Here is a 23,540-nt window from a genome sequence, read left to right as displayed (position 1 = left end):
CCGATGCCGAGGGGGTCGCTGCTCGCCCACCTTGGGGCCCCCGATCAGGGGAGCCTCGGGAGGGTCAGCCTTGCGGAGCGCCGAAGGCCTGCCAGACCTTGAGCGCATCGACGGTCGCTCCGACGTCGTGCACCCGGACGACGCGTGCGCCCAGCGCCACCGACGCCAACGCCGCGCCGACGCTGGCGGACTGCCGCTCATCGACCGCCTTGCCGGTCACGGCGCCCAGCGTCGACTTGCGCGACCAGCCGATGAGCAGCGGTCGGCCCAAGGCGAGCAATTCGCGCTGGCGCCGCTGCAACTCGAGGTTCTGCTCGACCGTCTTCGCGAACCCGTATCCCGGGTCCAGCGTGATCCGCTCAGCGGCCACGCCGAGTTCGACCAGATGATTCATCCGCTCGCGCAGGAAATCCGCGACCTCGACGACGACGTCGCCGTAGTCGGTCAGCTGCTGCATGCCCGCCGGCTGCCCCCGCATGTGCATCAGGCAGATGCCGGCGCTGCCGTGTTCCGCCAGCAATCTGTCAGCCCCTTCGTCGCGCAAGGCCTGCACGTCGTTGATGATGTCCACGCCCAGGTCCAGCGCACGGCGCATCACCTCGGTCTTGCAGGTATCGACGGACACGGGGACGCCAAAATTCAGCGCGGCACGCACGACGGGCTCCAGCCGCTTCCACTCCTCGTCGGCATCCAGCCGCGGCGCGCCGGGGCGCGTCGATTCGCCACCCAGGTCGAGGATGTCGACGCCTTCGCCGAGCAGTCGCTCGCAGAAGTTGATCGCGCTCAGCGCATCGGCGTGCCGGCCGCCGTCCGAGAAGGAGTCGGGCGTCACGTTGACGATGCCCATGACCAAGGGTCGCTCCGCCAGGTCGAGGTCGAAGCGCGTGGTCTGCCAAATCGAGGGAGAAGTCATGAACGGCTGAGTGTCGAGGGCGCGGTCGCGCGCTCGATTGCGCCAGGGACTGCCACGCCAAACGGCAAGTATGACGCAAGCCCGAAAGAACCTGGGATTCCGGTCTGGGTAGATCGCAAAAAGCAGAAGGGCCGGTCGTGAGACCGGCCCTTCGAGGATCCGTGCCAACTCAGATGTCCTGACGGCTCATCTGGCTGATCGGGTCGCTATGGCAATCAGGCCGCTGCCGGGGCGCTGCCCGTGCTGACTGCCGGCGTGCCGCCGTTGTCCGGCTTGTTGGCCGGCGGCGTCCAGTCCTTAGGCGGACGCGGGGGCTTGCCTTCCATGATGTCATGGAGCTGTTCGGCGTCGATGGTTTCCCATTCGAGCAGGGCCGTGGCCATCGCGTGCATCTTGTCCTGGTTGTCCTCGATCAGCTTGCGCGCGATCGCGTACTGCTCGTCGAGGATGCGGCGCACCTCGAGGTCGACCTTCTGCATGGTCTCCTCGCTGATGTTGGTCGTGCGCGTCACCGAACGGCCAAGGAAGACCTCGCCCTCGTTCTCGGTGTAGACCATCGGGCCGAGCGCATCCGACATGCCGTAGCGCATCACCATGTCACGCGCCAGCTGCGTCGCCTTGTTGAAATCGTCCGACGCGCCCGTGGTGCGCTGGTCCATGAAGACCTCTTCCGCGATCCGACCACCGAACAGCATCGAGATCTTGGACAGCGCCCAGATCTTGTCGTAGCCGTAGCGATCCTTCTCCGGCAGCGTGAAGGTCACGCCCAGCGCGCGACCGCGCGGCACGATGGTCACCTTGTGCAGCGGATCGGACTTCGGCAGCATCATGCCGATCAGCGCGTGTCCGGCCTCGTGGTAGGCGGTGTTCTTCAGCTCTTCCGGATCCATGACCGCCGAACGGCGTTCCGGTCCCATGAAGATCTTGTCCTTGGCCTTCTCGAAGTCGCGCATCTCGACGATGCGGGCGCTGCGGCGCGCAGCCATCAGTGCGGCTTCGTTCACCAGGTTGGCGAGATCGGCACCCGACATGCCGGGCGTGCCGCGCGCCAGCACATTGGCGCTGACGTCCTGGCCGACCGGCACCTTGCGCATGTGGACGGTCAGGATCTGCTCACGGCCGCGCACATCGGGCAGCGTGACGTAGACCTGGCGGTCGAAACGACCCGGACGCAGCAGCGCGGGGTCCAGGATGTCCGGCCGGTTGGTCGCGGCCATGACGATCACGCCCAGGTTGGTCTCGAAGCCGTCCATCTCCACCAGCATCTGGTTGAGGGTCTGCTCGCGCTCGTCGTTGCCGCCGCCGAGACCGGCACCGCGATGGCGACCGACCGCGTCGATTTCGTCGACGAAGATGATGCAGGGGGCGCTCTTCTTGGCCTGTTCAAACATGTCGCGCACGCGGGCCGCGCCCACGCCGACGAACATCTCCACGAAGTCGGAACCGGAGATGCTGAAGAACGGCACCTTGGCTTCGCCGGCGATGGCCTTGGCCAGCAGCGTCTTGCCGGTCCCCGGAGGGCCGACCAGCAGCACGCCGCGCGGGATGCGACCGCCCAGCTTCTGGAACTTCTGCGGGTCCTTCAGGAAGTCGACCAGCTCCTTGACCTCTTCCTTGGCCTCGTCGCATCCGGCGACGTCGGCGAAGGTCGTGGTGTTGTTGGCCTCGTCGAGCATGCGCGCCTTCGACTTGCCGAAGCTGAACGCGCCGCCCTTGCCGCCGCCCTGCATCTGGCGCATGAAGTACACCCACACGGCGATCAGCAGGAGCATGGGGCCCCAGCTGAGGAGGATGTTCATCAGCACCGAGGGCTCTTCCCGCGGCTTGGCGTCGAACTTGACGCCGTTGTTGATCAGGTCACCGATCAGGCCGCGATCCATGTACGGGGCGGTCGTGCGCAGCTTGTTGCCATCGCTGGTCTGCGCCACGATTTCCGTCCCCGCCTGGGTTTCCTGCAGCGTGACCTGCTTGATGCGTTTCGCACGGACTTCATCGAGGAAGTCAGAGTAGACGATCGGATTCCCCTGGGTTGCGCTGCGATCGAACTGCTTGAAGACAGTGAACAGCACCAGGGCGATCACCATCCACACAGCCACTTTCGAGAACCACTGATTGTTCACCGCGACTCCTTTGTCATTCCATCACCGCACGCCCACGAATACAGCCTCGGGCAGCGGACTTCCATGGCATATGGGGTGGATTCTAGGCCAGTCAAGTCCCCAGACCTGATTGGCATTCCCATACACCTCGATAGATATTGCCACGCGCCTTGCCGGCCGACCGCTCGAAGCGCCCCGGACTTTGACGCTTCATCCGGTCTTCACCGCGCCGTCAGGGCCTTCCGGCGCGCCTCAGCGCGTTTTCAGCCCGATGCCGACGAGGAAATTCTCGGCCGATCTTTCCCGCGACGCCTTCGGCTTGGCGGTCTTGACCCGCTTGAACTGCGCCCGGAACGCGTGCACCAGCTGGTCGTACCCGCTGCCATGGAACACCTTGGCAACCAGCGCGCCTTCCGGCTTCAGGTGTTGTTGGGAAAAGTCCAGCGCCAGTTCGATCAGGTGCTCCATGCGCGCGGCATCGGTACTCTCGATGCCGGACAGGTTGGGCGCCATGTCCGAGACCACCACGTCCACCTTGCGGCCGTCGAGCATCGATTCAAGCCGGGTCAGGACCTCCTGCTCGCGGAAATCGCCCTGGACGAACTCCACGCCCTCGATCGGCTCGAAGTCCAGCAGGTCCAGCGCGATGATGCGACCGTTCAGTTCGCCTACCGCAGCGCCGCCCGCGCCGGCTTCCTTGGGCGCGAAACGGCGCCGCAGGTACTGGCTCCATGCGCCGGGCGAGGCCCCCAGATCGACCACGACCTGTCCCGGGCGGATCAGCTGGAACTCCTCGTCGATCTCCTTGAGCTTGTAGGCCGCGCGGGAGCGATAGCCCTCTTTCTGGGCCAATTTGACGTAGGTGTCGTTGACGTGGTTGTTCAACCACGCCTTGTTCAGCTTCTTGCTTTTGGTATCGACTTTCATTGCACTGATAATAAGCAGATGCCTGCTATTCAATTGACCCCTGCCCAGCGCAAGGAAAAACGCGCCGACGCTCATCACCTGGACCCCGTGGTGATGATAGGCGGCGATGGCCTGACGGCCGCCGTCACCAAGGAGGTCGACCTCGCGCTCAAGTCCCACGGACTGATCAAGGTGCGCGTCCTGTCCGACGACCGCGACAACCGCGAAACCATCCTCGCCACCTTGGCCGAGGAACTGGACGCCGCCCCCATCCAGCACATCGGCAAGCTGCTCGTCCTGTGGCGCCCGATGCCGGAGAAGGAAAAGGCCGCTCCGAAGGACGACGCCCGCGCGGCGCCCAAGATCGTGAAGATCGTGAAGTTCTCGAAGAGCGGCAACAACCGTCCGCAGATCAAGAAGGTCACGGTGCTGGGCAACCAGCGCGTCACCTACGGCGGCGAGGTCAAGCGCGCCAAGAAGCCGCGCCAGACCAGTGTGAAGAAATCCAGCCAAGGCTGAGACCACACAGCCCAACGACAAGACGGCCCTCGGGCCGTCTTTCTTTTTTCCTGGTTACCCCGATCAGCGGGACGCCGTCCTGCTCAGCCGCCAGGCCAGCGCCAGCACGGCGACGGTTCTTACACCGAAGAGCGCCAGCGACACCGCATGCAGTTGCAGGAAAGTCCAGCTCCCCTGCCCTTGCCGTGCGGCTTCCATCAGCGGTTGCAGCGCATAGAAGCCGGCGACCGTGCAGCCGATGGCCACCAGCGGCAGCCAGAAATCCGCGCCCATCGCCGAGCCGCGCACGACGCCGTCACGGTGCAGGCGTCGCTCCATCAGGATCAGCAGCACGCCGGCAGCCAGCGCGAAGCGGGCATCCATCTCGAACAGGCGCGCCACGTACTTGCCGGCTGCGGCCCGCTCCAATGTCGCGAAGGCATTCGGCGCCGCGAGCAGCGCCACCGCCAGCAGTTCACCGGCCCACAACGCGGCCAGCAGCGCACGGATCCGCAGCAGCATCGCCCGAACGCTCAGATGTAGCGGACGTCGACGATCTCGTAGCGCTTGATGCCGCCGGGCGCCACGACCTCGGCCACATCGCCGGCTTCCTTGCCGATCAGCGCGCGGGCGATCGGGGAGCTGATCGAGATCAGGCCCTGCTTCAGGTCGGCTTCGTCGTCACCGACGATCTGGTAGGTCACCTCGTTGCCGGACTCTTCCTCTTCCAGGTCGACCGTGGTGCCGAACACCACCTTGCCGCCGGCGTTCACCGACGACGGATCGATCACCTGCGCCGACGACAGCTTGCCCTCGATCTCCAGGATGCGGCCTTCGATGAAGCCCTGCTTGTCCTTGGCGGCCTCGTACTCGGCGTTTTCCGACAGGTCGCCTTGCGCGCGGGCTTCCGAGATGGCGTTGATCACGGCGTGACGCTCGACCGTCTTCAGTCGATGCAGTTCTTCCTTGAGCTTCTCAGCGCCGCGCTTGGTCAATGGGATCGTCGTGGCCATGTCTCTAGAACCTTGAGTAACAAAACAAACCGCCGCTGCCGCTCAGGATCGCTGAGCAGCGGCGGCGGAATGGGATGAGGCAGTTTAATGCAGTTCGGCGTGCAGTTCCTGCAGCGATTGCACCAGCAGGCCGTCCTTGTGCTTCATGCCTTCGACGGCGGCTTCGCAGCCGGCCATCGTCGTGTAGTAGGTCACCCGATTGGCCAGGGCGGCCTGGCGGATGTGACGGCTGTCGGCGATGGCCGTGCGGGTCTCGTCGACGGTCGTGAACACCAGCTGGATGTCGCCGCCCTTGATCATGTCGACGATGTGCGGGCGGCCGTCCTTGACCTTGTTGACGACGCGCACCGGAACGCCCGCGGCTTCGATCGCCGCGGCCGTGCCCTTGGTGGCCACCACGCCGAAGCCCAGCGCCGCCAGATCGCGCGCCAGCGCGACGGCACGATCCTTGTCGTTGTTCTTGACGGTGATCAAGACGTTGCCCTGACGCGGCAGACGCGAGCCCGCGCCCAGCTGGCTCTTCAGCATCGCTTCGCCGAAGGTCCGGCCAGCACCCATCACTTCACCGGTCGAACGCATTTCCGGGCTGAGGATCGGGTCCACGCCGGGGAACTTGTTGAACGGGAAGACGGCTTCCTTGACGCTGAAATACGGCGGCTGGATCTCGACCGGCGGCTTGCCGCCGGCGGCCTTCTGGTCCTTGAGCTTGACGCCGGCCATGCAGCGCGCGGCGATCTTGGCCAGCGGCTGGCTGGTCGCCTTGGACACGAACGGCACCGTGCGGGACGCACGCGGGTTCACTTCGAGCACGTACACCGTGTTCTCGGACAAGCCCTTCGTGACGTCGCCCTGGATCGCGAACTGCACGTTCATCAGGCCGACGACCTTCAGCGCCTTGGCCATCTCGGCGGTCTGGCGGCGCAGTTCGTCCTGCAGCTCCTTGGACAGCGTGTACGGCGGCAGCGAGCAGGCCGAGTCGCCGGAGTGGATGCCGGCGGCCTCGATGTGCTCCATGATGCCGCCCATCATCGTGTCTTCGCCGTCGCAAATGCAGTCGACGTCGACCTCGACCGCGTCCTCCAGGAAGCGGTCCAGCAGCACGGGCGACTTCTCGCTGACGCGCACGGCCTCGCGCATGTAGCGCTCCAGGTCCTTGTCGCCGTGGACGATCTCCATCGCGCGGCCGCCCAGCACGTAGCTGGGACGCACGACCAGCGGGTAGCCGATCTCGTTGGCCAGCGCGACGGCCTGGTCTTCGTTGCGCGCCGTGCGGTTGGGCGGCTGCTTCAGGCCCAGCTCATGCAGCAGCTTCTGGAAGCGCTCGCGGTCCTCGGCCATGTCGATCGAGTCCGGCGAGGTGCCGATGATCGGCACGCCGTTGGCTTCCAGGTCCAGCGCCAGCTTCAGGGGCGTCTGGCCGCCGTACTGCACGATCACGCCGACCGGCTTCTCCTTGGCCACGATCTCCAGCACGTCCTCGAGGGTCACCGGCTCGAAGTACAGGCGGTCGGAGGTGTCGTAGTCGGTCGAGACCGTCTCCGGATTGCAGTTGACCATGATGGTCTCGTAGCCGTCCTCGCGCATCGCGAGGGCCGCATGGACGCAGCAGTAGTCGAACTCGATGCCCTGGCCGATGCGGTTCGGACCGCCGCCCAGCACCATGATCTTCTTCTTGTCGGTCGGGTTGGCCTCGCACTCCTCGTCGTACGTGGAGTACATGTAGGCCGTCTGCGTCGCGAATTCGGCGGCGCAGGTGTCGACGCGCTTGTAGACCGGGCGGACGTTCAGCGCGTGGCGCGTCTTGCGCACCTCGTGCTGGTTGGTGCCCAGCAGCTTGGCCAGGCGCTTGTCCGAGAAGCCCTTCTTCTTCAGCAGGCGCAGTTCGTCGGTCGACAGGCCGGCCAGTTCGCGCCCCTTCAGGCTCTGCTCGATCTTGATCAGCTGTTCGATCTGGGCGAGGAACCACGGATCGATCTTCGTTTCCTCGAAGACCTCGTCCAGCGTCATGCCGATGCGGAAAGCGTCGCCCAGGAAGAGGATGCGCGACGGACCGGGTTCGCCGATCTCCTGCACGATCTCCTCGCGGTCGCTGCTGATCTCGGACAGGCCATCGATGCCGGTCTCCAGGCCGCGCAGCGCCTTCTGGAACGATTCCTGGAAGTTGCGGCCCATGGCCATCACTTCGCCGACCGACTTCATCTGCGTCGTCAGGCGCGAGTCGGCCATCGGGAACTTCTCGAAGGCGAAACGCGGGATCTTGGTGACGACGTAGTCGATGCTGGGCTCGAACGAGGCCGGGGTGATGCCGCCGGTGATGTCGTTCTTCAGCTCGTCGAGCGTGTAGCCGACGGCCAGCTTCGCGGCGATCTTGGCGATCGGGAAGCCGGTGGCCTTGGAGGCCAGCGCCGACGAACGCGACACGCGCGGGTTCATCTCGATCACGACCATGCGACCGTCGACCGGATTGATCGAGAACTGCACGTTCGAACCGCCGGTGTCGACGCCGATCTCGCGCAGGATGGCGATCGAGGCGTTGCGCAGCAGCTGGTATTCCTTGTCGGTCAGCGTCTGTGCCGGGGCCACGGTGATCGAGTCGCCGGTGTGGATGCCCATCGGGTCCAGGTTCTCGATCGAGCACACGATGATGCAGTTGTCCGCCTTGTCGCGGACCACTTCCATCTCGTATTCCTTCCAGCCGATCAGCGACTCTTCGATGAGCAGCTCGTTCGTCGGCGAGAGGTCGAGACCGCGCTTGCAGATCTCCTCGAACTCTTCCGGGTTGTACGCGATGCCGCCGCCGGTACCGCCCAGCGTGAAGCTGGGGCGGATCACCATCGGGAAGCCCACGCCGCCGATCTCGGCGTGGATGCGCTTCTGCACAGCCCACGCCTCTTCCAGCGAATGCGCGATGCCCGAGCGGGCCGATCCCAGCCCGATCTTGGTCATCGCGTCCTTGAACTTCAGACGGTCCTCGGCCTTCTCGATCGCGTGCTCGTTGGCGCCGATCATCTCGACCTTGTACTTGTCCAGCACGCCGTGCTTGTGCAGCTCCAGCGCGCAGTTCAGCGCGGTCTGGCCGCCCATGGTCGGCAGGATCGCGTCGGGACGCTCCTTGGCGATGATCTTCTCGACCACCTGCCAGGTGATCGGCTCGATGTAGGTGACGTCCGCGGTGTCCGGGTCCGTCATGATCGTCGCCGGGTTGCTGTTCACCAGGATGACCTTGTAGCCCTCCTCGCGCAACGCCTTGCAGGCCTGCGCGCCGGAGTAGTCGAACTCGCAGGCCTGGCCGATGATGATCGGACCGGCGCCGATGATGAGGATGCTTTTGATGTCAGAACGCTTGGGCATGAGTCGTCTCCCTCTTCATCAGGCCTTGGACATGAGACCGATGAAGCGGTCGAACAGATACGAGATGTCGTGCGGGCCGGGGCTCGCTTCCGGGTGCCCCTGGAAGCAGAACGCGGGCTTGTCGGTGCGGGCCAGGCCCTGCAGCGTGCCGTCGAACAGGCTGACGTGCGTCGCGCGCAGGTTGGACGGCAGCGTGTCGGGATCGACCGCGAAACCGTGGTTCTGGCTGGTGATGCTGACGCGGCCGTTGTCGAGGTCCTTCACCGGGTGGTTCGCGCCGTGGTGGCCGAACTTCATCTTGAAGGTCTTCGCGCCGGAGGCCAGCGCCATGATCTGGTGGCCCAGGCAGATGCCGAAGGTCGGGATGCCGGCCTCGATCAACTGCGCGGTGGCCTTGATGGCGTAGTCGCACGGCTCCGGATCGCCGGGGCCGTTGGACAGGAACACGCCGTCCGGCTCAAGGTCGAAGACCGCCGAGGCCGGCGTCTGCGCCGGCACCACGGTGATGCGGCAGCCGCGCGAGGCCAGCATGCGCAGGATGTTGCTCTTGACGCCGAAGTCGTAGGCGACGACGTGGAACTTCGGAGCGGTCTGCTCGCCGTAGCCCTTGCCGAGCGTCCACTCGGTCTCGGTCCACACTTCGCGTTCGGTGCGGCTGACGACCTTGGCCAGGTCCAGGCCCGCCATGCTCGGAGCGCCCTTGGCCAGCGCGACGGCCTCGTCGATGTGCGCCTGTGTGATCTGCTCGCCGGCGTTCAACGCCAGGATGCAACCGTTCTGGGCGCCCTTCTCGCGCAGCACGCGCGTCAGGCGGCGCGTGTCCAGGTCGGCGATGGCGACGGTGCCCTCGTCCTTCAGGTACTGGCGCAGCGTGCGGCCCTTGCGGAAGTTCGAATCGAGGACCGGCGCCTCCTTGATGATCAGGCCAGCGGCAAAGATCTTCGACGCCTCGACGTCCTCGTCATTGACGCCATAGTTGCCGATGTGCGGATACGTCAGGGTGACGATCTGGCGGCAGTAGCTGGGGTCGGTGAGGATTTCTTGGTAGCCGGTGAGCGCGGTGTTGAACACCACCTCACCAACGGTCCGGCCGGCGGCGCCGAGCGCGGAACCCTTGAAGACCGTGCCGTCTGCCAGGGCAAGAATCGCGGGGGGAGCGGAAAGCAGATCGGGCAGCACGGGAAACTCCGTTGTTGTGCGCGCGCCCGGCTCTGCTTCAGGGCCCTGGATTCGCCGCCGGCACGCGCCATGGACGGCTGGCGCGCGGGTGCGACCGGGTCTCCTGTGAGGGAGTCGATCCGAGTGGGATCCGATGCGATCGGGGGTGAAGTTTGCGGGACGCGGTAGGTTGCGGGTAAACCTGACGAGTATAACCCGCCAGGGTATTCACGGAGAAGATTTGCGCAAACGGGTCATGGACCCGTCACGCTGGTGCGCTTATCCGAGCGCCGAGATGCCAGCCTTGGCAACTTGCGCGTCTTCATTCGACTTCACGCCGCTGACGCCCACCGCGCCGACGCAGAAACCTTCGACGAGCACCGGCACGCCGCCTTCCAGCATGCCTTCCAGCGGGACGCTGAGGAAGGCGTTGCGGCCGTTGTTGACGATGTCCTCGTAGACCTTGGATTCGCGACGCCCCAGGGCGGCCGTCTTGGCCTTGGCGGGCGCGATCACGGCCGAGGTGGCCGCCGCGTTGTCCAGGCGTTGCAGCCACAGCAGATGGCCGCCGTCGTCGACGATGGCGATGGTCACCGCCCAGTTGTTCTTCAGCGCCTCGGCTTCCGCGGCGGCGGCGATGCGCTTGACGTCGTCCAGGGTCAGGAAGGGCTTCTGTTTCATCTGCGGCCTCATCGGGATCATTGAAGGAAAGGCGATCACTTTAACGAAGCCTTAAGGCCCGCGCCTACAATCGACAGCAACTCTCACTTCATGGGGCGCACGCACATGAACGATCGCATCATCGATCTCAACACCGGCAGCCACGGCTCCTCGCTGTCCGCCGACCGCCAGCGCGTCCTGCGCAACACCTACGCGCTGCTGGCGCTGTCGTTGATCCCGACCGTGCTCGGCGCCTGGATCGGCGTCTCGACCGGCCTGCTCGCGACCATGGGCACCGGCGCGAGCATGATCCTGTTCTTCGTGGGCGCGTTCGGGCTGATGTTCCTGGTCGAGAAGACCAAGAACTCCGCCGCCGGGGTCGCCTCGCTGCTGGCCTTCACCTTCTTCATGGGCCTGATGCTGTCGCGCCTGCTCGCCGCGATCCTCGGCTTCAAGAACGGCGGCACGCTGATCATGACCGCCTTCGGCGGCAGCGCCGCGATCTTCTTCACCATGGCGTCGCTGGCCACCGTGGTCAAGCGCGACCTTTCCGGCCTGTACAAGTTCCTGATCGTCGGCGCCGTGATCGCGATGATCGCCGGCATCGCCAATGTCTTCCTGCAGTCCACCGGCGTGCACCTGGCGCTGCTGGTCGCCGTGCTGGGCATCTTCTCGGCCTTCATGCTGGTCGACGTCAAGCGCGTCATCGACGGCGGCGAGACCAACTACATCAGCGCCACGCTGAACATCTACCTGGACCTGTACAACGTGTTCACCGCGCTGCTGCAGCTGCTGGGCATCTTCGGCGGCGACCGCGACTGACCGTCCGCCCTGGCGCCAACCCAGCCACAAACAGGAACGCCTCGGATCCCCGAGGCGTTTTTCGTTGCGGGTCCGAACCTGGGAGTCAGGTCCGCGTCGAGGTCAGTGCCCCGGCTTGCCCTGTGCCTTGTCCAGCTCAGGCTGTGCGCTGACAGCCGATTCGACGGTCTGTCCGTCGTCCGGCCGGTGCGTCACGACAGGCTTGATCGCGCCGGTGCCGATGAAGCGGGCGTATTCGCTGCGCGGCATCAGCGCGCTCATCCGCGAATCGCCGTCCTCCCAGCCCAGGGTCACGTCGTGCTCGTTGACCTCGACCTGCACGGCGCCCGGACGGATGACCATCATCGGACCGTCGCCGGTGCGGTAGGTCACCTCGCCGCAGATGAAGGCGGATTGGCTCAGCGGCTGATCTTCATCGGCATGGCGCTCCACGGAAGTATCGACCGTGGAAGCGTCGGCAGGATGCTCGGGCGGCAGGGGTGGTCGGGCGCTCATGGAAGGTCCTCCTGGGAAGCGTCCCGCGGCAGTTCATCGAGCCACTGCCACATGCGCACCGCCAAGGCGGTCGCCGTGCAGGTGGCCAACGTCATCAGCATGAGCATGTTGTCGTCCATGGTGACCTCGAACCGCAGCGGGATCAGGTTGCGATGACGCATGGTCGCCGCCGGCGATGCGCCGGCGAAGCGGCGGCCACCGCGACGCGCTGTAGGTGCTGTCCCACAGCAAGCGCCGCGCCTGTCGCGTTCTGCAAAACTGTGTGAAGTCCTGGGCGGATTCCGACCGCACCGTCAACGTCGCCGAACGCACTTCCGTTGTGCCCACAAGCTGTAGGACGACGTCGGACAGGGAGCACCTCCCCGCACCGACACCGCGCACCGCGCTGCGCTTATGGGAAGCGATCGGCCCAGCGCCGATAGTCAGAGCAAAGGCACTCACCAGGAGAATCCAAATGAGCCTCCAGATCGCCGCAGACGCCGCCGCGTCGCAGTTCGAGATCCGCTTCGAATCCATCTTCGACTCTGGCCGCGGGATGTCCTTCCCGTGCGATCCGCAAGGCCACGTCGATCTGGACAGCCTTCCCGCCCGCGCCCGACACAACTATCTGTTCGCCCGTGCGATGGTCGGCAAGGATTACCTGCCGCCGGCCGTCCGCGGCCGCAACAGCCACTGAGGCACTCGCTGCCCGCGCGACCGACCGCCAGGCGCTCCCGCGCCGAGGCCCTTGGACGGCAGGCTCGCCGCTTGCCACATCAGACTGCATCCTCCCCTGTTGCCGCGCTGCACCCCCTGGGTCGGCGCGGCTCTTTTTTGCGCGGGAGATACTGATCAGCGGCTGATCAGCGCGTGACCGCGGGACTGGCTTCCTCGAACCGGTCCACCGTGCGCAGGGGCTTGAACAACGCCGCCCACGCCGCCACGACACCCAGCGTGCACACCGCGCCGGTCACGGCCGCCGGCACGGCGCCCAGCGCCGCGGCGGCACTGCCGGCTCGGAACTCGCCGAGCTCGTTGGACGACCCGATGAACAGCATGTTCACCGCGTTGACACGACCGCGCATCTCATCCGGCGTCGAGAACTGCACGAGCGCGCCACGGATGTAGACGCTGACCATGTCCGCCGCTCCGGCGATGGCCAAGGCCGCGAACGACAGCCAGAAGGTGGTCGACAGCGAGAACACCAGGTTGGCCAGCCCGAACACCGCGACCGCGACGAACATGGTCCTGCCGACATGGCGGTTGAACGGGCGCAGGCTCAGATAGAAACCGGCGGTGACCTCGCCCACGGCCATCGCGCTGCGCAACGCGCCCAGGCCTTCCGGACCGGCATGCAGCACCTCATGGGCGTAGATCGGCAGCAATGCGACGACGCCGCCCAGCAGCACCGCGAACAGGTCCAGCGAGATCGTGCCGAGGATGATGGGCCGCGAGCGGATGAAGTGGATGCCGGCACCGAAGCGCTGCCAGATGTTCCCGCCGGCGGGTGACGGCGGCGCGGCGAAGCGCACCGGCACGGCGCCGACCAGCAGTGCGGTCCCGATCGCGAAGCAGGTCAGGCAGACCAGATAGGTCAGGCTCGCTCCGCCGAAGGCGTACAAGATCCCGCCGAGGAACGGGCCGCCGATGCTGGCCACGCGCATCAGCATGCTGTTCGCGGCGATCGCCTGCGCCAGCTGTTCACGCGGCACGATCTGCGGAAGCAGGCTCTGCAAGGCCGGTCCCGAGAAGGCCCGCGCGCAGCCGAACAGCACCAGCACGGCGTAGATCCCCGCCACGCCCGCATGACCGTGACCGGACAGCCACCACAAGGCCAGACTGCAGATCGCGCTCACGGCCCAGCTGATCGCCAGGATCGGCTTGCGGCTGAAGCGGTCGATCAAGTCCCCGGCCGGCAGCAGGAGCAGCAGCATCGGGATGAACTGCGCCAGGCCGACGTAGGCCAGCGCCAGCGGTTCCCGGGTCAGGTCGTAGACCTGCCAGGCGACGACCACCGCCTGGATCTGTCCGGCGAAGACCGCCGCGAGGCGGCAGATCAGGAACGCGGTGAAGCCGGGGTGGCGGAAGACGCTGGTCTTGGAGGCCGGCGCGGCGCCGGGGGACGGGGAAGACGGAGTGGCAGGAGCGGTCACGGCACGAAGTGTTCTGGGCCTTCTTGGGCGGGCGCCGACCAGTTTAGCGAGGCGATCCGCCCACTTGGGCGCTGGGCGATGTCACAAGCGGGTGGGCTGCTCCGTCTTGTGGATACCTGCCCTTCTTTGTCACTTCCCATCACGGAGCCCACCATGAGCCAACGTCTGAACTACATGCAACAGTCCCCCGCCGCCTTCAAGAAGCTGGTCGAGCTGTCCATGGCCCTGAAAGAAGGCGGCCTCGAACACGGCCTGCAATTCCTGGTCGAGATCCGCGCCTCGCAGCTCAACGGCTGCGCGTTCTGCCTGGACATGCACGTCAAGCAGGCCGTCATCGGCGGTGAGCGGGCGCTGCGGCTGCACCATGTCGCCATCTGGCGCGAGTCGACACTGTTCTCGCCCCGCGAGCGCGCCGCGCTGCTCTGGGCCGAGACACTCACGCGCATCCCCGAAGCGGGCGTCTCCGACGCGGTCTACGCCGAGGTCCGTGAGCAGTTCAGCGAGAAGGAGCTCTGCGACCTGACCTGGCTGGTGTCATCGATCAACGCCTGGAACCGCCTCAACGTCGCATTCCAGAGCGTTCCCGGGTCGCAGGACAAGGCCTTCGGTCTGGACAAGGCCGGTTTGGCCTGAGCCCTTGTTTGAGTGGGGAAACCCACCCCAATCTGCTAGTTGGTTTGCATCTGCAACCACGGTAGGCCATAGGCGTTTTCGCGCCGGATTCCGACCATGGGCGCCTCGCTTCACACCGAAGCCTGCCCATGGAGTCCACGATGAAACCAGCTTCTGTCCTGATCCGCATGGCCGCCCGATGGCTGAGTCGCCCCGCACGGTCCGCACGCACCATCGGCGCGGCCCCGCTGCTGTTCGGCGCGCTCGTGCTGACGGGTTGCGACGGCGGCGACATGCCGTCCGCCCCGATGACCGCGCCGGCGGCGCGGGCGGAGTCCGCTGCGCCGGTGAAGGCGCCGCGCCCGGTCAGCGCCAGCAGCGGCGAGATCGCCTATTACCAGTCTCTTCAAGGCGACCGCCGCGTCGGCATGGAGGCGGCCCGTGATCACTGAAATCCCCACGCAATCGAGAAACGCCGCTCGTGTGGTCGGCACGGTCCTCTGCATCATCCTGGCCGCGGCCGCGAGTGCGCTGATCCTCACGGGGCCCGTCTGGTCCGTGGACGACCTGGTCCTGCCCGCCGCCCGGCCGCCGACACCGGCGCCTTCCACCACGGTCACCTCCGCCGCCGAGCCCAAGACCGGCAGCGACTCGCATTGACCACACGCCCTCCCCCACAAGGTCCCCCTCGTTCTGCCGTCCGATGTCACGGACGCAAGAAAAACGGCGCCCCGCGGGGCGCCGTTCCAATTGGGGTGTCGACAGGGGGATCCAGGCAATGTTCGAGTTGTGGGCCTGGATCCGCCGGTGCAACGTCAGGCGCGAACGATCGCTGATCGGACACGCCCCCCACCGGGGTTGACTCGTCCCCGGCCGATCAGCGCTGGTTGTAGCGTGCCTTGGCCGAGTTCACGCACACGTCCTTGGCATCGCCGGACAGCGTGTTGCACTTCTCGGAAGCCAGCTTGTAATCGGCCTTCACACGGGTTTCCTCGGCGTCATCGACCGCCGCGGCCACCTTCTTGTTCATCTTGAGCTCGGCCTTGGCCTTCTCGTAGGACGTCTTGGCCTCGCGCTGGCACACGTCCTTGGCTTCGCCCGAACGGTCGTCGCAGCGCTCCTTGGCCACGTCGTAGCGCGCTTCATAGCGGGCCTCGATCAGCTTGGCCTCGTCCTTGGCGTTGCCGCTGTAGTTGTATTCGAGCTGGGCCAGCGCCACGTCCTCACGGCCCTTGGCTTCCTTGACGCAGATGTCCTTGGCATTGCCCGACAGCTGGTCGCACGCATCCTTGTCGACCTTGTAGGTCTTCTTGATGTCGTCCTTCGCGCCGTCGTAGACCGACTTCGAGAAGTTGGCGGCGTTCGCCATGCCGGCGCACAGGCTCAGGGCGGCGGCGATCAGGGCGGTGGTGGCGTGCTTGTTCATGGTCATCCTTTGGTTCTTGTGGGGGAAGGCAGTGACTCGGTCGGCGGACAGGTCCGGCGACGTCACTTTCGCAGCAGGCTCATCACGAAGGTGACGACGGCCATGATCACGAAGACGAAGAAGAGGATCTTCGCGATGCTCGCGGCGCCGGCGGCGATGCCGCCGAAGCCGAACAGCGCGGCGATCAAGGCAATGACGAAAAAGACGACGGCGTAGTGCAGCATCTCGGTTCTCCTGCGCGGCACCGTGCCGCGATGGAATGACTGTAGGGACTGGGCCGTCCGCCGCGGGCAGTCCCGCACCGCGAGCGGGCGTCGGAGCCGCAACCGACGCGCTGTAGGAGAGGACCTACCGGTCACATGAAGGCGCTGGAAGCCTGTGCAGCGACCAGACACCCCCTAGGCAGCAACGAGACAGCGACGAGGCTGCGACCAAGCACCAACGAAAAAGCCGGCTGGCGCCGGCTTTTCGTGAGGATGGCGAGGCGCCCTGAGGCCGTCGTCTCACCAGATCTTCTGGAAAGTCACCCCCACGCGTCCGCCGCGCGGGCGCAAGGTCAGCGACGACTGCCCGCTGAGCTCCATCTTGAAGCCCTTGCGGAGGTCCGCATACGCCTTGCGGCTGTTGAACGCCAGACCGACGCGCACCTGACGCTCGCGGTTGTTGAGGCCGGGGACGTTGAGGTCATCGATCTGCGCGCGTTGCGCGTCGAGCAGCGGCGTCTGGACGAAGGCATGGGACCGAGGTCCTGTCGGCATCGCCAGTCCGACCAGGACACCGGCATCGCCGGTCGCGCCGGGACGAAGGTTCTGATACGGCGTCGAGTACAACCCGCCGCCGATGGCCGTACCGCGCTGCTCGACACCCACACCCAGTCGCAGGCCGCCGCCCGACAGGGGCTTGCCCCACAGCATCGTCTGCGTGGCCTGCGGCGACCGTCCGTACCAACCGGCGGCGCCGGCGGACTGGTTGGCGGTGGCCAACGGTTCTGCGGCGCTCTGGGTCACCGTATAGCGGGAGCCGGACGAAGCTTCGCGCAAGGAGGCTTGATGCGTCCGGTCCGCCAGGCTGCGGCCCGACAGCTCGACCCGATCGTCGAGCGAAGTCGGCGTCGCTTCGACGCCAGGTGCGGCCTGGACGAGCGAAGCCAGCGAGGCCAGCGAGAAGGCGGCCGGCATCAGCGCGGCGCGGAGGACGTTTCGGGGGCAGAAGGCATTCATGACTCAACTCCCGTGCTTGATGACAACTTAGGACGCGGGTTGCGACAGGAAAATCTCGATCCGACGATTGGCGGCCCGCCCGGCCTCAGTGGCGTTGCTGGCCACGGGCTGCCGACCGCCGCGGCCCTCCACCAGCAGCCGGCCGCGCCGGACGCCGTGGTGGACCAGGTATTCACGCACCGCCTCGGCCCGGTCCAGCGACAGCGGCCCGTTGACCGCATCGCCTGCCGAGCTGTCGGTATGTCCGACGATGGTCACCCGGACGGCGTCGTCCAGATTGCGGCTCACTTCGTCGAGCACCGGCCGCATCGCCGGCTTGAGTTCGGAACGACCGATGTCGAAGGACGCATCGGCGGGAACGCTGAGCTTGAGCTGGTTGTCCGCCGTACGGGCAACACTGATGCCCGAGCCGGTGCCGGTCTGGATCAGGGCTTGCCGGCGCTCTTCCATCTGGGCGGTCCAGAGATTGCCGCCGATGACCGACGGTGCGGCGCCCGGCGTTGCGCCGGTCGGCGCGTTGGGCCCGGTGGTGCCTGTCGTGCCGGAACCGTCCATCGAGGCGCAGCCGCCCAGCGTCAGCAGCACGGCGATCGCCAGGATCGGCAGACCGGCCGCGGCCATCAGCCGCCAGCGGCTCTCTAAGGAAGCACCAGAGACGCTGGAGGCGCCGGAGCGGCGCGCGGCGTCGGCAGGGTGGGCGCAAAGGACTCGGGGGCGGCGCATGACAGTCTCCAGGAGGGCTGTGGGGCTCGGTCACACGATAAGTCGACCTTGATGAGCGTCATGCTAGGGAGATCGCGGGGCGGCGGGTGTAGTCGGCTGTCGGAAGCGGAAGTCAGACTGGGCTGACAAGCCGCCTTGCCAGTCGCGTCGGCCGATTCCTTGCCCCGGCAGCGATCACGCGCTCAGCGTGACGCCGTCGGACGACTCGTCGTCCAGCGGCAGCAGGTCGGCTTCGGAGAGTTCGGCGGCATCGACTTCCTCGTCGAACGCGGCCTGGTCGGCGGCGCCGACGTGCGCGATCAGGGGCTTGTCCAGCGGGCGGTAGACGCGGCTGCGCAGGCGGGACAGACGCTCGGAGGCGGCCACTTCGTGGGCGACGCGCTCGGGATCCAGCAGCATCGCGAACGGGTTGGCGGCGAAGAACTCTTGGGTCGTGGTCTGCATGTCGGTCTCCAGGGGGATTCAGTCGATTCCGAAGGGCCAGCTTGCGAGGGCCTGAGGGCGGCGCCGACACCGTGTCGGCATGGAATGAACTGTAGGGACCGCCCCGGTCCGCCGACAGTGGGCGGCGGGCCAAACCGCGTGTCAGACGGATTCCTAGGGGATTGCCAGCAGCCGCCTCACGGCGATGTGCGCGAGCGTGACGGATGCCGCGCCTGGGCCAGCTTGTCCAGCTTCTCGGCCATCTCGTCCTGGCCGGCGCGGCGGGCGAAGTCGGCCGCCGACATCTGATGGTCGTTGCGCAGCGTGACGTCGGCGCCGGCCGCGATCAGCACCTCGGCGCCGCTGAGGCCGCCGTAACCGGCCGCCATCATCAGCGGCGTCGTGCCGTTGGCCGAACGCGCGTCGATATCGGCGCCCTGCGCCACCAGCCAGCGCACGACCTGCTCGCTCGGTCCGGCGGCCGCGTAATGCAGGGCCGACCAGCCCGGCTCGTTGACGAAGGCGCCGCGCTTCACGAGCTCCTTGACCCAGTCCAGCTGGCCCTTGAGCGCTGCGAGCATCAGCGGCGTCTCGCCGGCCTGGTTGATCGCGCTGACGTCGGTGCCGGGGCTCTTCAGCAGGGTCTCGAAGGACTTGCCGGATTCCTCCCGGATCGCGACGTGCAGCGCCGTGTTGCCCTGCGCGTCGCGGACGTTGGGGTCGACGCCCGCCAGCAGCAGTTTCATCACCGTGGAAGCGTGGTCGTTGCGGGCGGCGACATGCAGTTCAGGTGGCGCTGCGACCTCGGAAGCGGCCGGCGCCGGCGTCTGCGAGCCGAAGCGCGCCTGCGCCAGGACCGGCGCGACCGGCATCGCCGTCAGCACCAGCACCGTGAGCGCGACGCCCGCCGCGAACGCGCGACGAGCCTTCACCCCGCCGTGGCCGTGTCGGCGCGCGGCCATCTCAAGCGGCCTCCGGCAGCCGGAACAGCCGCCGCGTGTTCGCCGTGCACTGTTCCGCCAGCGTTTCGACGGAAACGCCGCGGACTTCCGCGATCAGCTTGGCCACGTGCGGCACGTAGGCCGGCTGGTTCAGCTTGCCGCGATACGGAACCGGCGCCAGATAGGGGCTGTCGGTCTCGATCAGGATGCGGTCGGCGGGCACCATCTTCGCGACTTCTCGCAGATCGGCCGCGTTCTTGAAGGTCACGATCCCGGAGAACGAGATGTGGAAGCCCTGATCCAGCGCCGCCTTGGCGACGTCCATGGTCTCGGTGAAGCAGTGGACGACGCCGCCCGGCTGGCCGGCGTCCTCCTCGCGCATCAGGCGCAGCGTGTCCTCGGCCGCCGAGCGGGTGTGGATCACCAGCGGCTTGGCCGTGCGCTTCGCGGCACGGATGTGGTTGCGGAAGCGCTCCCGCTGCCATTCCATCTCCTCGACGGTCCGGCCGTTGAGGCGGTAGTAGTCCAGCCCGGTCTCGCCGATGGCGACCACCTTGGGATGCGCGGCGCCGGCGACCAGTTCGTCGACGCTGGGCTCATGGACCTCGTCGCTGTCCGGATGGACGCCGACGGTGGCGAACAGCTGGCCGTGCGCATCGGCGATGGCGCGGACCTCCGGAAACTCCTCCATCGTCGTGCAGATGCAGACGGCCTGCGTCACCTGCGCCGCGTCCATGGCGGCGAGCAGGTCGGGGAGCTGGGACTTGAGTTCGGGGAAGCTCAGGTGGCAATGGGAATCGATGTACATGAAACAACTCCGCCCGGCGCCAGGCCGGGCGCTGCGAAGGCCGGGAACGTCGAGCGCCGGACGCTCAGATCGTCTGCGTGGGCTTGGCCGAGGAGATCGCCGTGCCCAGCAGTTCCTCGATCTTGAGCTTGATCACCCGGGTCTTCTCGTCGCCGGGGAAACGCACGCCCACGCCCTGCGTGCGGCCACCCGACGCGTTGGCCGGCGTCAGCCAGGCGACCTTGCCGGCGACCGGATAGCGGTTGGGATCCTCGGGCAGCGTCATCAGCAGGTAGATGTCCTCGCCCAGCTTGTAGTCGCGCGTGGTCGGCACGAACACGCCGCCTTCCGAGAAGATCGGGATGTAGGCCGCGTAGAGCGCGCCCTTCTCCTTGAACACCAGCTGGATCACGCTGGGTCGGGCACCGCCGGCGGGAGCCGGGACGGGGGCGGACGCGGGGGGCGTGGTGCTCATCGGTTTCAGGGTGAGTTCGCTCATGGCACCAAGTCTACTCGCCGCGCCCGGGGGTCAGACTTGGTTACCAGTTTCAGCAGATCGGCCCGCGGTTCCAGCAGCGGTTCCGGAAGCGGTCTGATCAGCGTGCCGGGCGCATCGCCTGCTGCCCCTGGGCCACCAACGATTCCATCAGCAGCCCGGCGTTGAGCGGGTGGTCGGCGTGCCGCGCCGCCTGCTGCAGCGTCTTCGCCCAGTGGTCCAGCGCGGTCCGCACCGCCGGCAGCTTGGGCAGCGCGTCGCGCGGGAAGTAGGCCGGGCCGGCGCCGTGCGCAATGCGCATCAGGTCGTGCACCAGCCGCTGCATCGCGGCGATCGCGCGCGGCACCGGCCATTCGGTCAGCGCCACGGCCTCGCCCTTGGCGATCCGGCGGGGCAACTCCAGCCAGGTCTTGGCGGCGATGCCCTCCTCGCTCCACTGCAGCGCTTCCTGGGGGCGGCCGCCGGTGGCGTCCAGCAGCACGCCCGCCTGGTCGACACCCTGCCCGGTCAGCCAGGCCAGCGCCGCGTCGCGCGCGGGCAACGCCATCTGCAAGGGCTGGCAGCGGCTGCGGATGGTCGGCAGCAGTTGCTGGGGCGCGGCGCTCGCCAGCACGAAACGCAGCAGGCCGGCCGGCTCTTCCAGCGTCTTCAGCAGCGCGTTGGCGGCCACCGTGTTCAGGGCCTCCGCCGGATAGACCACGACCACCTTGGCCTTGCCGCGTGCCGCGCTGACCTGCGCAAAGGCCAGCGTCTGGCGCACGGCCTCGATCTTGATTTCGCGACTGGGCTTGGTCTTGCTGACCTTGGCCGAGGCAGCGCCCTCGCCCTCCGCCTCCATCGCGCCGAAGCCCAAGGCCTCGCGCAACGCTTCGGGCAGCAGGACCTGGAAGTCGGGATGCGAGCGCGAGCGCAGCAGGTGACAGCTCGGGCAGCGGCCGCAGCCCGGCTGGTCGGTCGAGGTTCTGGCCTCGCAGAGCCAGGCCTGCGCCAGCAGCAGCGCCAGGTCGAACTGGCCGACGCCCGCCGGCCCCTGCAGCAGCATCGCGTGGCTGCGGCCCTGCGTCAGCGCCTGGTGCAGCGGCCCGGCCAGCCAGGGCAGCGGGAGCTGGCCGCCCTCGGCCAGCGCCGCCGCGCCTTCGGCGTTGAATGAAGTTTCAGTCACCATCCGCGGCGCTCCAGCTCGGCGCGGATCTGGCCTGCGACGCCCTCGATCGTGTCACCCGCGTCGATGCGGACGATGCGTCCCCGGGAGGCCTCGGCCCGACGCTGGTAGCCGGCCCGTACCCGGGCGAAGAAATCCAGATCCAGTTGCTCGAGCCGGTCCGCGTCGCGGGCCTGGGCCCGCCGCTGCGCGGCGATGGCGGGATCCACATCGAACCAGAAGGTCAGGTCCGGCTGGCGCCCCTGCTGCACCCACTGCTCCAGCGTGGCCAGCACCTGGAGGTCCATGCCGCGGCCGCCGCCCTGGTAGGCGAAGCTCGCATCGGTGAAGCGGTCGCACAGCACCGTCTGGCCCAGCGCCAGCGACGGCGCGATGACGCGCTGCACGTGATCCCGGCGCGCGGCGAACACCAGCAGCGCCTCGGTCAGCCCGTCCATGTCCTGGTGCAGGAAGAGCCCGCGCAGCGACTCGGCCAGCGGCGTGCCGCCGGGCTCGCGGGTCTGGACCAGTTCGGCGCCGCGCTGGCGCAGGTGTTGGGCGACGGACTCGATGTGGGTGGACTTGCCCGCCCCGTCGATGCCTTCGAAGGTGATGAATCGACCGCTCACGCGTGGTGCTCTCTCGGCTCTCTGGGAACCCGGATGGAAAACAGCGAAGGAACTGCGGAAAAAGCGAAGCGCGGGCGCTTCAGCGGCCGCGCTGGTACTTGTTGACCGCCCGATTATGCGCGGCCAGATCCTCGCTGAACTGGCTGGTGCCGTCCCCGCGCGACACGAAGTACAGCGCCTTGGACGGCGTCGGATGCAGCGTCGCCTGCAGCGCCGCCAGGCCCGGCATCGCGATCGGCGTCGGCGGCAGGCCGCCCCGGGTATAGGTGTTGAACGGCGTGTCCGTCTGCAGGTGGATCTTGCGCAGGTTGCCGTCGTAGTCCGTGCCCAGGCCGTAGATCACCGTCGGATCGGTCTGCAGCGGCATGCCGACCTTGAGCCGGTTGACGAACACCGCCGCGACCAGGCCGCGGTCCGCCGCGGCGCCGGTCTCCTTCTCGACGATGGAGGCCAGGATGAGCGCCTCGTCGGCGCTCTTGAGCGGCAGGCCGTCGCCGCGGCCGGCCCAGGCGCTCTCCAGGCGCTTCTGCATCAGCGCATGCGCGCGCTTGAGCACCGTCAAGTCGCTGACGCCCAGGCTGTAAGCGTAGGTATCGGGGAAGAAGCGCCCCTCCGGCGCCTGGCCGGGCGCGCCGAGCGCCTCCATGATCTGGGCGTCCGTCATGGCCGCGGTGGTCTGCTTCAAGGCCGGCGCGGCGGCGATCGCGGCGCGCAGCTGGCGGAAGTTCCAGCCCTCGATCAGGCGCAGCTGTTCCAGCACCTGGTCGCCGCGCACCATCTTGTCGAGCAGCTCGCGCGGCGTGACGCCGGCGTGGATCTCGTAACTGCCGGCGCGGATCTTGCGAGCCTGCCCCGAGTAGCGGAACCAGGCGTACAGGAGACGCGGATCGGTCTGCACGCCGGCCGCGACCCAGGACTGCGCGACCTGCTGGGGCGGCGTGCCGGGTTCGATCGAGAGCTCGATGCCCGGTTTCTCCAGCACCAGCGGCGCTTGCAGCCACCACCAGACCGCGGCCGCGCCGCCGCCCAGCAGCACCACGCCGGCCACCAGCGCGGACAGCAGCCAGCGTCCGATGCGGCCCGACTGCTTCTTCG

At 67.3% G+C, this 23,540-nt stretch carries 28 protein-coding genes; 6 read left to right on the top strand and 22 right to left on the bottom strand.

All coding sequences use genetic code 11. From position 1 onward, the window contains the following. Positions 1-64: 64 nt before the first annotated feature. The 3 genes from folP to ACQZ13_RS12650 all read right to left on the bottom strand — a co-directional run bounded on the left by folP (position 65) and on the right by ACQZ13_RS12650 (position 3,939). A complete protein-coding gene (gene folP, locus ACQZ13_RS12660; RefSeq protein WP_431052402.1) occupies positions 65-913 on the bottom strand; it encodes a dihydropteroate synthase in 849 nt (282 codons plus the stop codon). A 215-nt stretch (positions 914-1,128) separates the two neighbouring features. Next, positions 1,129-3,033: an ATP-dependent zinc metalloprotease FtsH gene (gene ftsH, locus ACQZ13_RS12655; RefSeq protein WP_088406629.1), complete on the bottom strand. Its 1,905-nt coding sequence runs from the start codon at positions 3,031-3,033 to the stop codon at positions 1,129-1,131. A gap of 231 nt (positions 3,034-3,264) precedes the next feature. Next, complete coding sequence (locus tag ACQZ13_RS12650) at positions 3,265-3,939, bottom strand: RlmE family RNA methyltransferase (RefSeq protein ID WP_431053214.1); 675 nt, start codon at positions 3,937-3,939, stop codon at positions 3,265-3,267. 18 nt (positions 3,940-3,957) lie between these two features. Here ACQZ13_RS12650 and yhbY point away from each other — a divergent pair, with 18 nt between their 5' ends. Further along, on the top strand, positions 3,958-4,437 hold the full coding sequence (yhbY, locus tag ACQZ13_RS12645) for a ribosome assembly RNA-binding protein YhbY (RefSeq protein ID WP_088406625.1): 480 nt from the start codon (positions 3,958-3,960) through the stop codon (positions 4,435-4,437). 63 nt (positions 4,438-4,500) lie between these two features. On the opposite strand, the gene ACQZ13_RS12640 is transcribed toward yhbY, so the two are convergent. From ACQZ13_RS12640 to ACQZ13_RS12620, 5 genes are all read right to left on the bottom strand, one after another. Continuing rightward, positions 4,501-4,938 (bottom strand): DUF4149 domain-containing protein, encoded by a 438-nt coding sequence (locus ACQZ13_RS12640; RefSeq protein ID WP_431052399.1) that lies wholly within the window; start codon positions 4,936-4,938, stop codon positions 4,501-4,503. An 11-nt stretch (positions 4,939-4,949) separates the two neighbouring features. After that, entirely contained in the window at positions 4,950-5,429 is a 480-nt protein-coding gene (gene greA, locus ACQZ13_RS12635; RefSeq protein ID WP_088406621.1) for a transcription elongation factor GreA, read from the bottom strand. Between the two features lie 84 nt (positions 5,430-5,513). Continuing rightward, positions 5,514-8,780 carry a carbamoyl-phosphate synthase large subunit gene (gene carB / locus ACQZ13_RS12630; protein ID WP_431052397.1) on the bottom strand — a complete coding sequence of 1,089 codons (3,267 nt, stop codon included), beginning with the start codon at positions 8,778-8,780 and terminating at the stop codon, positions 5,514-5,516. An 18-nt stretch (positions 8,781-8,798) separates the two neighbouring features. Continuing rightward, the gene (carA, locus tag ACQZ13_RS12625; RefSeq protein WP_088406617.1) at positions 8,799-9,959 is read right to left on the bottom strand and encodes a glutamine-hydrolyzing carbamoyl-phosphate synthase small subunit; all 1,161 of its coding nucleotides are present in this window, start codon (positions 9,957-9,959) and stop codon (positions 8,799-8,801) included. A gap of 258 nt (positions 9,960-10,217) precedes the next feature. Continuing rightward, a complete protein-coding gene (locus ACQZ13_RS12620; protein ID WP_431052395.1) occupies positions 10,218-10,619 on the bottom strand; it encodes a GlcG/HbpS family heme-binding protein in 402 nt (133 codons plus the stop codon). A gap of 105 nt (positions 10,620-10,724) precedes the next feature. Between ACQZ13_RS12620 and ACQZ13_RS12615 the strand changes: the two genes are divergently transcribed. Next, positions 10,725-11,420, top strand: a complete 696-nt coding sequence (locus tag ACQZ13_RS12615) for a Bax inhibitor-1/YccA family protein (protein ID WP_431052393.1) — start codon at positions 10,725-10,727, stop codon at positions 11,418-11,420. Positions 11,421-11,522: 102 nt separating this feature from the next. Here the strand turns inward: ACQZ13_RS12615 and ACQZ13_RS12610 are convergent, their stop codons facing one another. Further along, entirely contained in the window at positions 11,523-11,915 is a 393-nt protein-coding gene (locus ACQZ13_RS12610) for a hypothetical protein (protein ID WP_431052391.1), read from the bottom strand. Further along, the gene (locus ACQZ13_RS12605) at positions 11,912-12,076 is read right to left on the bottom strand and encodes a hypothetical protein (RefSeq protein ID WP_421033799.1); all 165 of its coding nucleotides are present in this window, start codon (positions 12,074-12,076) and stop codon (positions 11,912-11,914) included. Before ACQZ13_RS12605 ends, ACQZ13_RS12610 begins: the two co-directional genes overlap by 4 nt. A gap of 293 nt (positions 12,077-12,369) precedes the next feature. Between ACQZ13_RS12605 and ACQZ13_RS12600 the strand changes: the two genes are divergently transcribed. Continuing rightward, positions 12,370-12,591, top strand: a complete 222-nt coding sequence (locus ACQZ13_RS12600; RefSeq protein ID WP_088406611.1) for a hypothetical protein — start codon at positions 12,370-12,372, stop codon at positions 12,589-12,591. Positions 12,592-12,757: 166 nt separating this feature from the next. On the opposite strand, the gene ACQZ13_RS12595 is transcribed toward ACQZ13_RS12600, so the two are convergent. Further along, positions 12,758-14,047: an MFS transporter gene (locus tag ACQZ13_RS12595; RefSeq protein WP_431052389.1), complete on the bottom strand. Its 1,290-nt coding sequence runs from the start codon at positions 14,045-14,047 to the stop codon at positions 12,758-12,760. A gap of 153 nt (positions 14,048-14,200) precedes the next feature. Between ACQZ13_RS12595 and ACQZ13_RS12590 the strand changes: the two genes are divergently transcribed. The 3 genes from ACQZ13_RS12590 to ACQZ13_RS12580 all read left to right on the top strand — a co-directional run bounded on the left by ACQZ13_RS12590 (position 14,201) and on the right by ACQZ13_RS12580 (position 15,319). After that, complete coding sequence (locus ACQZ13_RS12590; RefSeq protein WP_431052387.1) at positions 14,201-14,680, top strand: carboxymuconolactone decarboxylase family protein; 480 nt, start codon at positions 14,201-14,203, stop codon at positions 14,678-14,680. A 140-nt stretch (positions 14,681-14,820) separates the two neighbouring features. Continuing rightward, positions 14,821-15,111 (top strand): hypothetical protein, encoded by a 291-nt coding sequence (locus tag ACQZ13_RS12585; RefSeq protein WP_431052385.1) that lies wholly within the window; start codon positions 14,821-14,823, stop codon positions 15,109-15,111. Then, positions 15,101-15,319: a hypothetical protein gene (locus tag ACQZ13_RS12580; protein ID WP_431052383.1), complete on the top strand. Its 219-nt coding sequence runs from the start codon at positions 15,101-15,103 to the stop codon at positions 15,317-15,319. Before ACQZ13_RS12585 ends, ACQZ13_RS12580 begins: the two co-directional genes overlap by 11 nt. 217 nt (positions 15,320-15,536) lie before the next feature. On the opposite strand, the gene ACQZ13_RS12575 is transcribed toward ACQZ13_RS12580, so the two are convergent. The 11 genes from ACQZ13_RS12575 to mltG form a co-directional block, all read right to left on the bottom strand. After that, positions 15,537-16,085 carry a hypothetical protein gene (locus ACQZ13_RS12575; protein WP_088407066.1) on the bottom strand — a complete coding sequence of 183 codons (549 nt, stop codon included), beginning with the start codon at positions 16,083-16,085 and terminating at the stop codon, positions 15,537-15,539. Positions 16,086-16,147: 62 nt separating this feature from the next. Continuing rightward, positions 16,148-16,309, bottom strand: coding sequence for a DUF1328 domain-containing protein (locus ACQZ13_RS12570; RefSeq protein ID WP_067270282.1), 162 nt, complete (start codon positions 16,307-16,309; stop codon positions 16,148-16,150). Positions 16,310-16,588: 279 nt separating this feature from the next. Next, complete coding sequence (locus ACQZ13_RS12565; protein WP_431052380.1) at positions 16,589-17,305, bottom strand: hypothetical protein; 717 nt, start codon at positions 17,303-17,305, stop codon at positions 16,589-16,591. Between the two features lie 27 nt (positions 17,306-17,332). Then, on the bottom strand, positions 17,333-18,028 hold the full coding sequence (locus tag ACQZ13_RS12560) for an OmpA family protein (protein ID WP_431052378.1): 696 nt from the start codon (positions 18,026-18,028) through the stop codon (positions 17,333-17,335). Between the two features lie 174 nt (positions 18,029-18,202). Next, positions 18,203-18,472, bottom strand: coding sequence for a hypothetical protein (locus ACQZ13_RS12555; RefSeq protein ID WP_431052376.1), 270 nt, complete (start codon positions 18,470-18,472; stop codon positions 18,203-18,205). Between the two features lie 176 nt (positions 18,473-18,648). Next, a complete protein-coding gene (locus ACQZ13_RS12550; RefSeq protein ID WP_431052374.1) occupies positions 18,649-19,413 on the bottom strand; it encodes an ankyrin repeat domain-containing protein in 765 nt (254 codons plus the stop codon). Between the two features lies 1 nt (position 19,414). After that, positions 19,415-20,200, bottom strand: coding sequence for a TatD family hydrolase (locus ACQZ13_RS12545; protein ID WP_431052372.1), 786 nt, complete (start codon positions 20,198-20,200; stop codon positions 19,415-19,417). Between the two features lie 64 nt (positions 20,201-20,264). Further along, positions 20,265-20,654 (bottom strand): PilZ domain-containing protein, encoded by a 390-nt coding sequence (locus ACQZ13_RS12540; RefSeq protein WP_088407064.1) that lies wholly within the window; start codon positions 20,652-20,654, stop codon positions 20,265-20,267. A gap of 121 nt (positions 20,655-20,775) precedes the next feature. Continuing rightward, positions 20,776-21,840 (bottom strand): DNA polymerase III subunit delta', encoded by a 1,065-nt coding sequence (gene holB / locus ACQZ13_RS12535; RefSeq protein ID WP_431052370.1) that lies wholly within the window; start codon positions 21,838-21,840, stop codon positions 20,776-20,778. Next, on the bottom strand, positions 21,834-22,445 hold the full coding sequence (gene tmk, locus ACQZ13_RS12530; RefSeq protein WP_431052368.1) for a dTMP kinase: 612 nt from the start codon (positions 22,443-22,445) through the stop codon (positions 21,834-21,836). The genes holB and tmk overlap by 7 nt, the downstream gene beginning before the upstream one ends. Before the next feature lie 79 nt (positions 22,446-22,524). After that, positions 22,525-23,520 (bottom strand): endolytic transglycosylase MltG, encoded by a 996-nt coding sequence (gene mltG / locus ACQZ13_RS12525; protein WP_431053212.1) that lies wholly within the window; start codon positions 23,518-23,520, stop codon positions 22,525-22,527. Positions 23,521-23,540 lie beyond the last annotated feature (20 nt).

The sequence above is a fragment of the Roseateles sp. L2-2 genome (assembly GCF_050613215.1).
Lineage (GTDB): Bacteria > Pseudomonadota > Gammaproteobacteria > Burkholderiales > Burkholderiaceae_C > Roseateles > Roseateles noduli.
Note: the sequence above shows the minus strand (reverse complement) of the source record. Positions and strands in the feature narration are given on the sequence as shown.

What these genes read in the sequence shown, in the direction of transcription:
- folP (WP_431052402.1), bottom strand. Translation starts at nt 913, where the DNA reads ATGACTTCTCCCTCGATTTGGCAGACCACGCGCTTCGACCTCGACCTG.
- ACQZ13_RS12650 (WP_431053214.1), bottom strand. Translation starts at nt 3,939, where the DNA reads ATGAAAGTCGATACCAAAAGCAAGAAGCTGAACAAGGCGTGGTTGAAC.
- yhbY (WP_088406625.1), top strand. Translation starts at nt 3,958, where the DNA reads ATGCCTGCTATTCAATTGACCCCTGCCCAGCGCAAGGAAAAACGCGCC.
- ACQZ13_RS12640 (WP_431052399.1), bottom strand. Translation starts at nt 4,938, where the DNA reads ATGCTGCTGCGGATCCGTGCGCTGCTGGCCGCGTTGTGGGCCGGTGAA.
- greA (WP_088406621.1), bottom strand. Translation starts at nt 5,429, where the DNA reads ATGGCCACGACGATCCCATTGACCAAGCGCGGCGCTGAGAAGCTCAAG.
- carB (WP_431052397.1), bottom strand. Translation starts at nt 8,780, where the DNA reads ATGCCCAAGCGTTCTGACATCAAAAGCATCCTCATCATCGGCGCCGGT.
- ACQZ13_RS12620 (WP_431052395.1), bottom strand. Translation starts at nt 10,619, where the DNA reads ATGAAACAGAAGCCCTTCCTGACCCTGGACGACGTCAAGCGCATCGCC.
- ACQZ13_RS12615 (WP_431052393.1), top strand. Translation starts at nt 10,725, where the DNA reads ATGAACGATCGCATCATCGATCTCAACACCGGCAGCCACGGCTCCTCG.
- ACQZ13_RS12610 (WP_431052391.1), bottom strand. Translation starts at nt 11,915, where the DNA reads ATGAGCGCCCGACCACCCCTGCCGCCCGAGCATCCTGCCGACGCTTCC.
- ACQZ13_RS12605 (WP_421033799.1), bottom strand. Translation starts at nt 12,076, where the DNA reads ATGCGTCATCGCAACCTGATCCCGCTGCGGTTCGAGGTCACCATGGAC.
- ACQZ13_RS12600 (WP_088406611.1), top strand. Translation starts at nt 12,370, where the DNA reads ATGAGCCTCCAGATCGCCGCAGACGCCGCCGCGTCGCAGTTCGAGATC.
- ACQZ13_RS12590 (WP_431052387.1), top strand. Translation starts at nt 14,201, where the DNA reads ATGAGCCAACGTCTGAACTACATGCAACAGTCCCCCGCCGCCTTCAAG.
- ACQZ13_RS12585 (WP_431052385.1), top strand. Translation starts at nt 14,821, where the DNA reads ATGAAACCAGCTTCTGTCCTGATCCGCATGGCCGCCCGATGGCTGAGT.
- ACQZ13_RS12575 (WP_088407066.1), bottom strand. Translation starts at nt 16,085, where the DNA reads ATGAACAAGCACGCCACCACCGCCCTGATCGCCGCCGCCCTGAGCCTG.
- ACQZ13_RS12570 (WP_067270282.1), bottom strand. Translation starts at nt 16,309, where the DNA reads ATGCTGCACTACGCCGTCGTCTTTTTCGTCATTGCCTTGATCGCCGCG.
- ACQZ13_RS12565 (WP_431052380.1), bottom strand. Translation starts at nt 17,305, where the DNA reads ATGAATGCCTTCTGCCCCCGAAACGTCCTCCGCGCCGCGCTGATGCCG.
- ACQZ13_RS12560 (WP_431052378.1), bottom strand. Translation starts at nt 18,028, where the DNA reads ATGCGCCGCCCCCGAGTCCTTTGCGCCCACCCTGCCGACGCCGCGCGC.
- ACQZ13_RS12555 (WP_431052376.1), bottom strand. Translation starts at nt 18,472, where the DNA reads ATGCAGACCACGACCCAAGAGTTCTTCGCCGCCAACCCGTTCGCGATG.
- ACQZ13_RS12550 (WP_431052374.1), bottom strand. Translation starts at nt 19,413, where the DNA reads ATGGCCGCGCGCCGACACGGCCACGGCGGGGTGAAGGCTCGTCGCGCG.
- ACQZ13_RS12545 (WP_431052372.1), bottom strand. Translation starts at nt 20,200, where the DNA reads ATGTACATCGATTCCCATTGCCACCTGAGCTTCCCCGAACTCAAGTCC.
- ACQZ13_RS12540 (WP_088407064.1), bottom strand. Translation starts at nt 20,654, where the DNA reads ATGAGCACCACGCCCCCCGCGTCCGCCCCCGTCCCGGCTCCCGCCGGC.
- holB (WP_431052370.1), bottom strand. Translation starts at nt 21,840, where the DNA reads ATGGTGACTGAAACTTCATTCAACGCCGAAGGCGCGGCGGCGCTGGCC.